At 36.9% G+C, this 12,509-nt stretch carries 15 protein-coding genes and 4 pseudogenes; 8 read left to right on the forward strand and 11 right to left on the reverse strand.

Translation table 11 applies throughout. The features are described 5' to 3' along the window. Positions 1 to 19: 19 nt before the first annotated feature. Complete coding sequence (phyC, locus tag VP472_RS10160; protein WP_003153664.1) at positions 20 to 1,171, reverse strand: 3-phytase; 1,152 nt, start codon at positions 1,169 to 1,171, stop codon at positions 20 to 22. Between the two features lie 315 nt (positions 1,172 to 1,486). On the opposite strand from phyC, the gene VP472_RS10165 reads away from it, so the two are divergent. Further along, positions 1,487 to 1,912 (forward strand): SDR family NAD(P)-dependent oxidoreductase, encoded by a 426-nt coding sequence (locus VP472_RS10165; protein ID WP_003153663.1) that lies wholly within the window; start codon positions 1,487 to 1,489, stop codon positions 1,910 to 1,912. A gap of 33 nt (positions 1,913 to 1,945) precedes the next feature. Here the strand turns inward: VP472_RS10165 and sprB are convergent, their stop codons facing one another. Next, positions 1,946 to 2,122, reverse strand: a complete 177-nt coding sequence (sprB, locus tag VP472_RS10170; protein ID WP_003153662.1) for a recombination directionality factor SprB — start codon at positions 2,120 to 2,122, stop codon at positions 1,946 to 1,948. A 351-nt stretch (positions 2,123 to 2,473) separates the two neighbouring features. Further along, a complete protein-coding gene (locus VP472_RS10175; protein WP_225979761.1) occupies positions 2,474 to 2,749 on the reverse strand; it encodes a DUF3221 domain-containing protein in 276 nt (91 codons plus the stop codon). A 529-nt stretch (positions 2,750 to 3,278) separates the two neighbouring features. Here VP472_RS10175 and VP472_RS10180 point away from each other — a divergent pair. Both VP472_RS10180 and VP472_RS10185 read left to right on the forward strand, forming a co-directional pair. After that, complete coding sequence (locus tag VP472_RS10180; protein ID WP_063636671.1) at positions 3,279 to 3,515, forward strand: hypothetical protein; 237 nt, start codon at positions 3,279 to 3,281, stop codon at positions 3,513 to 3,515. 123 nt (positions 3,516 to 3,638) lie between these two features. Next, positions 3,639 to 4,013: a YoqO family protein gene (locus VP472_RS10185; RefSeq protein ID WP_048367415.1), complete on the forward strand. Its 375-nt coding sequence runs from the start codon at positions 3,639 to 3,641 to the stop codon at positions 4,011 to 4,013. Between the two features lie 16 nt (positions 4,014 to 4,029). Here VP472_RS10185 and VP472_RS20100 read toward each other — a convergent pair. Together VP472_RS20100 and VP472_RS10190 are read right to left on the reverse strand one after the other, a co-directional pair. Beyond that, positions 4,030 to 4,108, reverse strand: a pseudogene (locus VP472_RS20100) (hypothetical protein); the annotation flags it as partial. Between the two features lie 138 nt (positions 4,109 to 4,246). After that, positions 4,247 to 4,699 carry a YoqH family protein gene (locus tag VP472_RS10190; RefSeq protein WP_003153657.1) on the reverse strand — a complete coding sequence of 151 codons (453 nt, stop codon included), beginning with the start codon at positions 4,697 to 4,699 and terminating at the stop codon, positions 4,247 to 4,249. A 343-nt stretch (positions 4,700 to 5,042) separates the two neighbouring features. Between VP472_RS10190 and VP472_RS10195 the strand changes: the two genes are divergently transcribed. From VP472_RS10195 to VP472_RS10210, 4 genes are all read left to right on the forward strand, one after another. Continuing rightward, positions 5,043 to 6,179, forward strand: coding sequence for a Rap family tetratricopeptide repeat protein (locus tag VP472_RS10195; RefSeq protein ID WP_003153656.1), 1,137 nt, complete (start codon positions 5,043 to 5,045; stop codon positions 6,177 to 6,179). After that, positions 6,169 to 6,351 (forward strand): hypothetical protein, encoded by a 183-nt coding sequence (locus tag VP472_RS10200; RefSeq protein ID WP_003153655.1) that lies wholly within the window; start codon positions 6,169 to 6,171, stop codon positions 6,349 to 6,351. The genes VP472_RS10195 and VP472_RS10200 overlap by 11 nt, the downstream gene beginning before the upstream one ends. 606 nt (positions 6,352 to 6,957) lie before the next feature. Further along, the gene (locus tag VP472_RS10205; protein WP_330731088.1) at positions 6,958 to 7,512 is read left to right on the forward strand and encodes a YncE family protein; all 555 of its coding nucleotides are present in this window, start codon (positions 6,958 to 6,960) and stop codon (positions 7,510 to 7,512) included. Next, entirely contained in the window at positions 7,502 to 7,711 is a 210-nt protein-coding gene (locus tag VP472_RS10210; protein WP_330731089.1) for a hypothetical protein, read from the forward strand. Before VP472_RS10205 ends, VP472_RS10210 begins: the two co-directional genes overlap by 11 nt. Before the next feature lie 41 nt (positions 7,712 to 7,752). On the opposite strand, the pseudogene VP472_RS20105 reads toward VP472_RS10210, so the two are convergent. Next, positions 7,753 to 8,106: pseudogene (locus VP472_RS20105) on the reverse strand (hypothetical protein). A 95-nt stretch (positions 8,107 to 8,201) separates the two neighbouring features. Then, positions 8,202 to 8,348: a hypothetical protein gene (locus VP472_RS10220; RefSeq protein WP_330731091.1), complete on the reverse strand. Its 147-nt coding sequence runs from the start codon at positions 8,346 to 8,348 to the stop codon at positions 8,202 to 8,204. 362 nt (positions 8,349 to 8,710) lie between these two features. On the opposite strand from VP472_RS10220, the gene VP472_RS10225 reads away from it, so the two are divergent. Beyond that, complete coding sequence (locus tag VP472_RS10225; RefSeq protein ID WP_330731092.1) at positions 8,711 to 8,830, forward strand: putative holin-like toxin; 120 nt, start codon at positions 8,711 to 8,713, stop codon at positions 8,828 to 8,830. Positions 8,831 to 9,066: 236 nt separating this feature from the next. Here VP472_RS10225 and VP472_RS10230 read toward each other — a convergent pair whose 3' ends face one another. The 4 genes and pseudogenes from VP472_RS10230 to VP472_RS10245 all read right to left on the reverse strand — a co-directional run bounded on the left by VP472_RS10230 (position 9,067) and on the right by VP472_RS10245 (position 12,463). Further along, positions 9,067 to 9,402: a YolC/YozM family protein gene (locus VP472_RS10230; RefSeq protein WP_146277044.1), complete on the reverse strand. Its 336-nt coding sequence runs from the start codon at positions 9,400 to 9,402 to the stop codon at positions 9,067 to 9,069. A 227-nt stretch (positions 9,403 to 9,629) separates the two neighbouring features. Next, positions 9,630 to 9,839: a GNAT family N-acetyltransferase gene (locus tag VP472_RS10235; protein WP_330731093.1), complete on the reverse strand. Its 210-nt coding sequence runs from the start codon at positions 9,837 to 9,839 to the stop codon at positions 9,630 to 9,632. Positions 9,840 to 10,155: 316 nt separating this feature from the next. Further along, positions 10,156 to 10,747, reverse strand: a pseudogene (locus tag VP472_RS10240) (SMI1/KNR4 family protein). Then, positions 10,744 to 12,463, reverse strand: a pseudogene (locus tag VP472_RS10245) (T7SS effector LXG polymorphic toxin). The pseudogenes VP472_RS10240 and VP472_RS10245 overlap by 4 nt, the downstream one beginning before the upstream one ends. Between the last annotated feature and the right edge of the window lie 46 nt (positions 12,464 to 12,509).

The following is a 12,509-nucleotide window of genomic DNA, read 5'->3' on the forward strand; positions in this document are numbered from 1 at the left end:
TAAGCTGCTTTTTTCATGTTTATTTTCCGCTTCTGTCAGTCAGTTTTCTCGGGTCAACCTGTTTATTGACCTGCGGATGAAAGCCGATTTTATCAGCGATTCTTTCCCATGGCACCATTTTAAAATTTTGATTGGCCTTTTGGCCGTGATCTATATTCTCTCCGTCCTGTGCGACAAAAAGGCCGAACGGATACTCAGGCCCCAGCCCGAAACCCAGAACGTCAATTCCGTCTGTATCGCTTGTGCCGTCTGTTTCAGGCCCGTCTGTTATCTGAAAGTCCGCAACATATTTGTTCTGTCCCTGTCTTTCATAAATCGCGTAGCTGCTGTTACCCTGGCTTGAGGCAAGCAGATAACCTTTCCCGTCAGCAGCGTAGTAAATCGTCAGTCCTTCAATATCAGGGGTTAAATGCCTGCCGTCGGCACGATCGATAACCGTTCCGTTACTGCCGCCGTCCGGCTCAGCACTGAACTTCCAGATGGCCTCATCTTCTTCTGCGATATAAAGACTGCCGTATTCATCGTCTGCTGCCATTCCTTCTGTCTGAGAATTCATTTTAAACGCCCTTACCTTTTTGCCGGATATGTATCCATTTTTATCCGCATTTAATTCGTATTGTTCAAATTCGCCTTCTTTCCCTGTCACCATCGCGTAATATTTTCCTGTTTTTTGACTGTGGTACAAGCTGAAACCGTATACTTCATCAATTGCTGATGCAATCGGGCGGTCTGGATCCGTAATGCTTTGTAATGTGCCGTTTTTCCCGTCAATGGCGTAAATCTCAATGGTATTCTTTCCTTCAGACCGATTGGATGCCGCCGCAATATCGACTTTTTTTCCGTTCAACGGAAAATCATAGCGGATATCAACATTGTTCAGCTTCCCGGTATGATAGGAATGAAGCATCTTTCCCTCTAGGCTGTACACGACTAAGCCTGATTTTTTATTGGTTGTGATCAATTTGCTGTTCTGAGGATTCTTGGGGTCCAGCCAAATCGCAGGATCATCAGCTGCATCACCGGCTGTATCAACCGGCTCCGTTTCCGCCGCCGCATTCACGGTAAAATGATAAGGATCAGACAGCTTATATTTGGCCTGGGAAGAAACCGCACCGCATGTGAGCATCAATCCGGCTGCCGCGGTTAACAAAAGTGTTTTTGAATGATTCATTTTCCATCCTCCTTTTATGAACGTGCACTTTAATTGTAAAATACATACAGGAAGTTCAGTGTTAAGTTTTTGTGAAGATTGTCCGCATGTGAGAATTTATGGAGAGAAAAAATTGACGTGGACAAATATTTGAAATGAATATTTAGTACAATGTTTTATTTGTGATTTCTATTCTATTAATCGGGTAACGCGATATGAAAGCGCATCAGATTAATGTTTTTCTCTAATTTTTGATTTATTGGTTTCTTTCATTAACTCGCTGAAATTGTTCAACATATGATGCATGGTAGAGAAACGAGAGTTGGAGGATAAGCCATGCCTAAACAGCAAGCAGTAGAGCTACAACCGTTTTTTCACGATAAAACTGTTCTCGTCACAGGCGGAACAGGATCAATCGGAAGCCAAATAGTAAAACGCCTTTTGCTCTTAACCCCTAAAGAAGTCATTGTGTTCAGCAAAGATGACAGTAAACAATATGTGATGAAACAAAAATACGCGGATGAACAAAGACTGTCGTTTGTGCTCGGCGATGTTCGTGACTACAGAAGAGTCAACCAAGTGATGAAAGGTGTTGATATTGTCTTTCACACAGCTGCGCTGAAGCAGGTTCCGACATGTGAGGATAATCCCTTTGAAGCCATTCAAACCAACCTTATCGGCGGACAAAATGTCGCAGAAGCCGCTTTGCTGCAAGAAGTGACGCATGTGATTAATATCAGTACCGATAAAGCCGTTTATTAAGATACTTACCACAAACAAATCAAAAAAAGAAGCTTACTCTGCACTCCTTTCCAAAGCAGCCTCCAATAAATGCTGAGCAAATTGTTTATAAAATTCATCTAAGTCATTACTCGCTTCATCCTGTTCTATATAGCGGATACTGTAATTATCTTTATGGACAACCTTTATTGTTTTCTTCTTCAATTCCTCATAACGTTGGTAAGGTTCCAAAACTACACCCCCGCTTTCACAGGAGTATTATATGTATGTAATGGTTCGTCTCTTGACTGTTCTTTCTTTATCAAAGCCTCGCAAGCTTGTTCAAATGTATGATCCAGCGTTCAGTACCGATCTCTTCGCATGTGAATATGGGAATGCTGGCTTTATTCAAGGTGCCCAGTCATTCAAAATGTGTTCTTGACATATGCCTTCTCTGCACCTGAGTCAACAATCGTCAAATAAATCCCGGGGCAGGAATAAGCCACCGCGAATGAAGAATGACGTGAGGTTTGAAGACATTATTTCGGTTCAATATGCCGCTTCAGTTTTATAGCGGTATTTCTGAGAATTAAAGAATACGTACTAAATCCTTTCAAACTTTGAGATATTTGTTTTTAGCGGTGAAGATTCATTTAATTTTTTATACCAAATACGAATTTTTTGTCCTTTGCTCAAGTCATCTTTATTGTTAAGCTGACTAAGTCCCAGTAAAACTATATCCGATCTATACTTTTTAATAATCTCTTTTTCACTAAGATTTTCATAGTCTTTAACATCAGCTTTTTCATTAGGTATGAGAATTGCTTGATTCTCTCCTTTTAAAATGACATAGCCGACCATAGTTTGCTCAGCCTCCATAAAATGTTTGCTATGTTGGTTTTGACACCCTAATGTTATACATAACAAAATTAACAGCATTATAAACACTCTATACAAGTTCAAACCGCCCTTCTTGCATATTTGTAACAAGAGTAAAACACTGTTTTAGGAAATGACAGACTAGAACGCCTCATTTTAAGGATTTTAACAACTTCCCCGTAGTCTTATGGAACACGGTGAGGTCTTCACCATTATAGAATCGCACAATTGCATCATGAAATATTCAATTGGCTGATCAACCACATCACCTTCTTTAAGCGATCTAAGTTTAGGTAAGGTCTGACTTATAAGTCTATACAGCCTTTCCGCGTAATCATTTTGCTTATCTCTAAGCAGGTTAAATTAGCTAAGGATATGTACAGTTTTTCAGACATGTCCAGCTTGTCCTTGAAATGCCGGATTGCTTTATCTTGTTCTTGACGTAAAATGTTTATCATTTAATCATGCTGACTTAATATAATGTTTAAGTGTTTTTATATGGGGGAATACGTGTAAGGAGGCGGTTTATTTGAAAAACGATCAGAAAATAACACTTGAATCTTCTTTTGCGTTATCCACTCTTATTGTCTTACTTATTGCATTGTACCCGTCCTATTCTTCTTGGTTTGTCACAATATTCTTTTTAGGATTTGCACTAATATACACATTTGAAAAAAAGAGCAAATCTTCAAAACTAATTGCTGTTATCTCTTATCCATTATTTATTGTTGCGTTTGTTTACAGCATAATAAACAGCATGTCATGATCCACTCTAAATTTGTTCTTAAAATTACGATTTTAAGTTAACTTTAAACTGCATTATGTTGAGAATATCACCTTTAATTGGTAAGCTGACACCAGATCATACTTATCCAATGAAGGTGAAATCATGAATAAAATAATCGGAATGACCGGATTAATTATCTCCTTACTTGTGCAAGGGTTTTCAGCAAGTGATTCATTGACTCATAAGATCGCCATGGCTTGTCTATTTTTGTTCTTATTGGTTTATAATTTTAACCATACTAAGGAGTTCTCTAAAAAGTCTCTCGCTATTATAGGCGCTTCCTTTGTTGTGCTGATGCTTGGAATTTATCAATTGCTCTTTTTTACTGAGGATTACTTTGAAAGGCACGGTTTGAATTTTGGGTTTATCCTCTTACTTGAAATTGTTTTAGTTATTGCATTAGTGACTGCTGCGCTGAGTTTAATTAAGCATATTGCAGACCGCTTAAGGAAAACACCTGATGGTAAAGAGCGTTGACTCTTTGCCTTTTTTTAGCTAACCACTTCTTTTTATGCCGTCTTTCTATGTACAAAATCAAACGCAATATCGACTTTTGCCGGCTCTCTTCTGTCAAATGATGAATTGACTTCAGGCATTCCATCTTAACAGACTCTCCATCATTTTTTACCAGAATTTCTCAAACAATTACCTTTTTTTACAATTTACAAAAGATCAAGCGCACTGCTCTCTTTGATAAGAGCTCTACATTTCTAATAGCAAGATTGAATATTGTTTGTTAATACACTCGGCCCCAACTTTTGCGTCTTAGAATTTGAAAGGCGTACTTGCACTTTAACATTTGTCATTTCAGCCGATATGGAATCAATCCTTCCAGCCCAATTAGGGCTCTCTTTCTCGGGAGTCGGATATAGTTTAAATCGCCAACTGATCTCCCCTGTTTTGGAGGCAAATCCTTCATAACCGTCGTAGCTTCCATAAGAAGATGGCTGAGGAAGGTGGACAGCAAGAATACTCATATTCGTTCTCGCAGCACTTGGCGGGTATAACTGCACTTTATAGATTAGGGCCGCACCCTTCGCATTTTTCAATTTTTGATTCACCGGTTCGAGTACTGCACTACAAGGCATTGGACTTGCTTTCATTTGAGTTGGAGAGACAATAACAGCAGCCAATAAAGGTATAACCAAGATAAATCGTTTCATCTAAATTCCCTCACATTTTTTTGTTAATTTCCCTTACTCCCGCCTTGAATATTCATCACTTTTGAATGGTTAGCTTCATTAAAAAGGCAGTACTGGAGCTACTAACGCTGCCGGTGAAGATGGAAAATCAGCATATGAATTAGCCGTTCAACAAGCGGAACATTAGATGAGTGGCTTGCCTCACTGAACGCAACAGCAAACTGATCATGTACCCTTCTCTAACGAGGGGGGTTCTATCGCATTCCACACCGAATTGAGAAATTAAGAAAAAACACCCTTCCCAACATATTACATTATGATAAAATATTACATAATCAGACGAAATACTAGGAGGTTGATTTTTTTGGAGCAATTGATCTCTTCTTCAAAGGTTGGCTTAAAAATCAATGAATGGTACAAATATATAAGATTATTCAGTGTTGCAGATGCAGAAATTCTAAAGGGTGAAGTTGAACAAGAAATAGAGCATATGGAAGAAGATCAAGATTTATTGTTGTACTACTCGCTCATGTGTTTTCGACATCAATTAATGCTTGATTACCTTGAACCAAAAACCATGAATGAAGAACGACCTAAAATTTCAGACTTATCAGAAGAGATCGAAAGTAAACAAAGCGATCTAAAAGGAATTCTTGAATATTATTTTAACTTTTTTCATGGGATGTATGAATTTGAACAGTACGAATATCTTAAAGCAATAAGTTTTTACAACCGAGCTGAAAAGAAGATATCTATTGTCCCCGATGAAATAGAGCGAGCTGAATTTCACTATAAAGTTGCTGAAGTGTACTATCACATGAAGCAAACCCACATGTCTATGCATCATATTGTTCAAGCAATAGAAACCTACAAAGCACACGAGACATACTCAATAAGAGTAATCCAATGTTCATTCGTCATCGGTCTGAATTATTTAGACATGGAGTATCCAGAAAAAGCAATACCGCATTTCATGAATGCATTAAAACAAGCACAAGAAATTGATATGCCGCGGTTAATAGGTTCTTCTTTGTACAATCTCGGTTTATGCTCATTTACAACAGGACATATGGAGAAGGCATTGGAGTATTTTAAAGAAGGCGTCTCAATTTATCAAAGTAATTCTCTTCACAATTCTAGCCGACTGCTTGACATACTTCTAATGTTGGCAAAAACGCACTTTAAATTATTCAACACGGTTGATGGAAAACAGGTTTGTGAACAAGGTCTTATGCTGTCAAAGGAGTTGAACGATGACGTATTAGGAAAAATGTTTGATTTTCTTATGGGTTTATTCGTTGAGAATGACAAAGAACGACTTTTTAAAATCTTAGATTACTTAGAATCAAAAGCTATGCTTTCAGATGTGGAAGACCTAGCGACTGATGCAGCAATGTATTATAATGTAAATGAAGACCATAAAGTAGCTACAGCCTTTTATGAGAAAGTGCTTTATGCCCGAAAACAAATTCAGAGAGGGGATTGTCTTTATGAAATTTAAATTTGCATCGGCTTTTATCTTTTTGGTTATCTTACTTGGGCTTGTTGGACATTATCTTCTTGACGGCCACAAAGTTTTTAAAGAAGCCCGAAGAGGCCACACAGCCAGTATCCATATCGCGCTTGATCACCATAATGACTTCTCAGCGGAACGCCGAGGGCAAACCGCATAAATGTTTTGGCACTCCCGCATAGGGGGTGTTTTTTTATGATCTGTGTTCACCTGTAGAACTCTATGCAATGCTGTCCTTCATAGTAAAACAGGTAAGCCTTATTCATAGCTGCAACCAAAAAAGCACAAATAAATAGTATTGCTCTAATCTTGTGTGGCAATCATACAAAAACACAAAAGGAACCGACCTAGACAGTAATGGAGGCGCACTTGTCACACCTGCAGATATTGACCGCTCATCAAAAACTGTCTGCTCCTAATCATTTACTTTGCAGATTTATTCTGCAAGTGTCTTTTTATTTTATATAAAAGATAAGGAGTGTTATATGAAAAAGTCTTATGTTTTATATGGGATTTCAGGAGTTCTAATTGGTGCAATAGTTATATTGTTGATCAATGCATTCTTTATAAATAAAGGTGAACACTCTGTAAGTACTTCTAAAATTAATCCAACCGAGGATAAAATCTTTTTTATCTATTCAAATCCACTCATCAAGAAAAGCGTACTCATATCCACATCCCAAGGAGAAAAATTCAATAAACGATACTTTAAGGTACCGGATATACCATATATCCAGAAAAAACCCCCTCTTCAGACGATATCGTCTTGTTAGCTGAACATGAACCATATTATTACACATTAAAAAACAACACCATTAAAGAACAAAAATTATCCAATCCATTTGCTTTTTGGTATCAAGGAGAAGATATTTCCGTAAAAGCCTATAATGTCGACACCAATGGAAATGAACTGAAAGTAAATGATAAAAAGTTCAATAAAAAATATAGCCTGACTTTGCCTACCCTCGTAACCATGGGAGGAAGCGATGATAACGATAAGTATATTTACGTCATTCAAGGAATGTCTTTGTACGTCATTGATAGAAAAACAGAAGAGATTATTAAAACGATTGGATTAGCTTCCTATGGAGATGTATTTGATCACTCTGAAAAATATGTTGTGGCTAGCTCAGAACATGAACTAACTGTAATCGAAAAAGGATCATGGAAATCAAAATTCATAAAATATCCTGATGATCTCGAACAAGCGGACGCTGTGTATTACGACAAAAAAAGCGGTAAATTTTACGTTGCATATATTAACAAATCCGGATACGCCTGCTTACTTGAGTACGATAAAGATTTTTCTTTTGAAAATTGATTTAAAATTTCCGTATATGAATGCAAAGTTTAAAGATCAAAACTTTTGTGATTTCACAAGAGGAAAACAAAAAGGCATTGGCGGCTATATGGGGATTTTTGATATCCGTACTAAAAGAAATTTAATGAATTTGATTTGCCTAAAAGAAAACAGTGCAGGACTTTATGGTTTTAGATTAAACATAAAGAATGAGTTGTGAAAAGCAAAAGCCCCTTCCTGAATAGGGGCTTTAATTTTAAATTAAATAGATGTTTTATACGCGTTAATGGCTTGATTTCTCAAAAGCATATTATCTCTCGTCACCATTCCAAGATTGTATGCTTGTTTGATGATATCCAGCACTTGATTATCAGTTTCAGTTACAGCTCGTCCCCAGTTATTCTGGACTTCCAGTAATCAAACTGGTGATTTAATTCGAACTGCTTTTAAGGTTTTATTATCAACTACTTTGCCATTCTCCAGCGCTTTGAATTCATTAAAACCAATTGAACATTGCTGATTCGAACTAATTCCTGCACCTTCTGTCGCTAAACTGCAAAACGCTAAAAATTTCGGATCTTTCGTGATATTGTAAGAGTTATTTAGACCTTCCATAACATTCATCCTCTCGAATTTTACAACGTTGCTGTAAATGATTTTCATGTTTTTCCCAAGTCCTTCAACTTGAATCTCATTTGAAGGAAGTTCGTTCATTGAATTTCAATATATTTGTCCCATCCCATCACAACTTTGTTTTGTCCAAGTATAGGGTCATATTTGTATATGTTCGCTTCACCTTTGTATAACAAATTTCTCCCATCCTTTGCTTTAATGACGGTCGAATTTGTATAGCCCATAAAGCGAACTTTAATATGCGCTTGTCACCTTTCAAAACATTTGTTGCATTTGGCTTGTCTTGTAATAGGCTCCCATACAAAGTCGTTTCCATCCGATGTGACAGAAAGAATCTGAAGACTGTAAAGCGGTGTTGCTTCAACTGCTTCTGCTTTTGATGTGTTTATAGAAAACATCGTTGTCACAGCAAGAAGTACAATTGTTACTAAACTAAGTACTTTTTCAATTCCACAACCTCCTTGTATTATTTCACATGTTATTTATCGGTAATTCCAGCGAGATATTTAACTTAAATTCAAAAAGAATCTAATTCTGAAAGTTTGCTCACTCAAGGGAGTCTTGCTCATCCCCTACGAAAGGGGCGATGCTTATGTCAACATTCCAGGCATTAATGTTAATGCTTGCATTTTGGTCATTTATAATCGCCCTGTTGACGTATATAAATAAAAATAGACCCCTTGAGCCTGGAAACCTGAAGGGTTAGGTCTATCATGAACAACATCGAGCAAGCCCTTGATGGGCAGCTTTTGTACAGTGCGAGGGTGTTGGTAGCACCCTAGTCTTTTATTTTATGCATTTCTAATTAAAAAATACACTGTAACCATTCTGTAATTTACAGTTTGATTATAGCACATTAAATGAAACCATTGAAATGATTTGCAAAACTTTGTTTATGGATAAACCATTATTTTATTTGAGTCGATAAGCATCTTCAATGTATTAATATGCTTTATTACTTTCCAAATACTTTTCATGCTGTCTTTCTAAAACATTAATATCCTTTTTAAGGATCTCAACTTTATATTCTTCTTTGGCTTCCTCAGATAAATTGTCGTTTAAATAGCGCCGTAATTCTTCTTCACTTTTTGTTTTAACCATACCAATTGATATGACTGGGTCTGTTTCTCCAATCCCATAGCTAAATAAGCCAAATTCATCCCATGCACTTTGTAATACTTCCTCAGTGGATCTTTGATTTTTAAGAGGATGTGAACCTATGCTATACATGAGCACAGAACAAACAATAATCAAGACTCCAATTAATTTCTTTTTCATTGTCTCATCCTTTTTATTTCAACAATACCACAAAAACACAAAAATGAAAACTATCACTTAACAACTAACAGTATCTTATTTCATTACAGGCTGGTTTTGAGAGGATAAATGCTAATACGCCTCTTAAATAACGACTCTAATTAGATTAGCATAAGATACCGTCTATCGTTTGTGAAAGTAACCTCTCATACATTCACCATAATTCTCGGAATTTTATTTTAATACTTTTAGAGTTTTACATATTCACCATATTCATCTTCACCAAGAAATAATACGGTTGTAAAACCCTTCTTTTCATATAGATGCCTTGCGTTTAAGTTATCTGTATCTACACCGAGTGTTATTTCCTCATATCCAAGTTGTTTGGCATAATCAATCAAATAATCAACAATAATACCACCTATCCCACAATTTCGATATCCTTCTTTAACAATCATACGAGATAGATAAACGCGTTTATCGGGAATGGTATAATCTGGGTCATTGTTTTGAAAACTAACGATCCTTCTCCTATAAACTCGTCATTCACTGAGTAAAAGTAATTCTGTTTCCGCTTACTAATTCGTCATAAAACACCTTAGCCATTTTCTTTTTCTTTTCCATGTCCCAAATATTATTACATTTATTGTATTCGGGTTTTAATTTCTTTATTTGGTACGAATCCATAACCTCTCTCCCTTTTATAATTAGTTTTATCGAAAATAAAAGCTCTCTTGAGAGCTTAATTTGCAATACTTTTCCTAAAAATAAAAGCTAATTGTCCTTACCAAAGAGCAATTTTCCAAAGTCATTGTCTAAAATCTCAATTTCCACATCACTCCCTTGTTCATCAGATTCAATTGGTTCATCTACTAAACTTAGAATAAACTCTTCAAAAGAGTTGGCAATTAGGAAAAAGTCTTTTTCAGGGTGACTTAATTCATGATCCCAGAACAAAACCTTCTCATTGTCGATGTCCATGCATATTTCATTACCACCTGCTGAGCTTGCTATAGAATAATATTCCTAGGAAAGCAATCAGAATAGGTATTGATCGCTTCTTGAAGACTGTTATGATCGTTAGCTAAACCATAGAAGTTCTCTAATAATTGTGTATCATCTTCCTTGCCCATCCAAGGGTCTTTTCTATGGGTTTGTAGCAAACGTCATACTCAACTTCATTTGTTGTTTTTACTATCTAAATAACAGCCTCCATATTCCTTCAAAAATCCTTATAGTCGGAAGGTAATTGATTGCCTATAATTCTTTCAATTTCTTTGAGCTGCTCATTAGTATTAATGTTGGAATCTTTTTCAACATCTATCGTAAATTCTTTTAACTTTTGTTCAATTTTATTGAAACTCATGCTAATACCCCCCTTAAATCAGAAGCTCCTCCAATATGAGGTATTTTGTTATTAATCACACTAGGCACTAGTTGTATTGTGATACTATCCAAATGGTGCGGGGTAAGTCCCTGTTGTGACAGCCATTTTTTCGCCTGCGCTTGAGATTTAAAACCCTTGATCTCTTTAATTTTTTTATAAACAAGCCTAAAATCTTTTTTCGTTCCATTTAATTCACCAGGCTTAAACTTAATGTTTGCAACAGTCCATGGAGTAAAATCAGGACGTCCATCTTTAAAAGTAATCGGTTCTCCCTTAGTTGCTGCTTTTACTTCAGGTATGTCGGAATACCATTTCCCATCACCAGGTGTACCTTCCCACTGACCTTTATTCCTTGGTAAAACCGTTCTAGGATTTGCTGATTCAATTAATCTAAGCAGACGATCCTTTAAATTTTCACTATTAACTACATTATAAGGAACTCCTCCAGAACAACTTCCAAAAGGCAATAAATCAGCCAGACATCTTTCACCTTTGAGCTTGCCTGACATGACTTTTCCAGCTACATCTGCTTTTGTAAGAGAACCGGCTCCCTTTGTGCCTACCACAGAGGTAACTACTGTACCTATCGCATATGTCACCCATCTTGATCGGGAATACGCATCTCCATTTACCATATCTTTTTGATACGATTCCTCAATAGCTGTTGAAATAGCATTATACGTGTTAATTGGATGAGCAACTGCCCCTATGATACCTTCAACAACTTCATCAGGCTTGCTGATCAGTCCACAAACCGGTTACCGTGTCTTCTCCCGACATCATATAAACCAACGCCGGCTCCTTTTAATATATCCCAAGTCACTTCTCCGGCTTCTTCCAGCTGTTTTGCTTGTTCAAGCTGAATGACATATTGCTGCTGGGAAGGTTCAAGGCTTTCATAGCCGATCTTCTTCGCAATTTCCAAATATTCATCCGGATCAGTTACACCATCAGCCAGCTTTTTCTTCAGATCCTTGATTTTTTTCGCTCTTCTTCCTTTTTAATCGTCAAATAAGCATCCGAATGTCTTGCAATCTCGCCTTTTTTCTTATGTATGTCACTTTCTCTGTACGCCTTGGCGTTATAGTGAAGCGGAGTGGCGTTTTTTCCTTTGCCTGTGGCATTTTGAAGCTGTTGAAAATCAGCTTGAATGAAATGTTCATTTGCCTCGGTTTCTGCGTATTCTTTCGTTAGATCATGATCGAGCTTTCCGAGCTTGTGTATGGTATTGTCCCGTTTCTTATCTGCTGAATCCAGCTGTTGATCGACATCCTCTGTCGAGAAAACATCAAGATGAACAATATCGCTTATCTCATTAAGAATATCTCTCATTTCATTCCGTTGCTCCTGCATGATGGCTTTTGATTTATTCTTCGCATGAATCAGCTCATGTTCTAAAAATGACTCTTCCACAAACGAATCGGTCAATCCGGCATCAGCTACTTTTCCTGAAATACTGTTAAGAAAAGCAATCTTCATATCGATCAAATCAAGCCAGCTGTCTGTGACACTAGCGTGATCTTGGAAAAAAGCTTTAATGTTGTCAGCGCCTTTGCCTGAAAACTCACTGTCATCTAAGTCAGCCATTCCCTGATAGGCTTTCCTGAGATTGATAAATTGTTCTCTAATCTGATCGTATTCTTTCGCCCGCTTTTCCGCCGCTGAAATGAACGAGGCTGCTTCAAATACTTTCATATCTGGCTCCTTTCCACTGATCTTATCTAAACTTTCTATTTTGAAA

It is taken from the genome of Bacillus sp. MT(2024) (assembly GCF_036362845.1).
GTDB classification, from domain to species: domain Bacteria; phylum Bacillota; class Bacilli; order Bacillales; family Bacillaceae; genus Bacillus; species Bacillus velezensis.

Coding starts and splice junctions, on each gene's coding strand:
- phyC (WP_003153664.1), bottom strand. CDS start 1,171: ATGAATCATTCAAAAACACTTTTGTTAACCGCGGCAGCCGGATTGATG.
- VP472_RS10165 (WP_003153663.1), top strand. CDS start 1,487: ATGCCTAAACAGCAAGCAGTAGAGCTACAACCGTTTTTTCACGATAAA.
- VP472_RS10175 (WP_225979761.1), bottom strand. CDS start 2,749: ATGGAGGCTGAGCAAACTATGGTCGGCTATGTCATTTTAAAAGGAGAG.
- VP472_RS10185 (WP_048367415.1), top strand. CDS start 3,639: ATGAATAAAATAATCGGAATGACCGGATTAATTATCTCCTTACTTGTG.
- VP472_RS10190 (WP_003153657.1), bottom strand. CDS start 4,699: ATGAAACGATTTATCTTGGTTATACCTTTATTGGCTGCTGTTATTGTC.
- VP472_RS10200 (WP_003153655.1), top strand. CDS start 6,169: ATGAAATTTAAATTTGCATCGGCTTTTATCTTTTTGGTTATCTTACTT.
- VP472_RS10220 (WP_330731091.1), bottom strand. CDS start 8,348: ATGGGCTATACAAATTCGACCGTCATTAAAGCAAAGGATGGGAGAAAT.
- VP472_RS10225 (WP_330731092.1), top strand. CDS start 8,711: ATGCTTATGTCAACATTCCAGGCATTAATGTTAATGCTTGCATTTTGG.
- VP472_RS10230 (WP_146277044.1), bottom strand. CDS start 9,402: ATGAAAAAGAAATTAATTGGAGTCTTGATTATTGTTTGTTCTGTGCTC.
- VP472_RS10235 (WP_330731093.1), bottom strand. CDS start 9,839: ATGATTGTTAAAGAAGGATATCGAAATTGTGGGATAGGTGGTATTATT.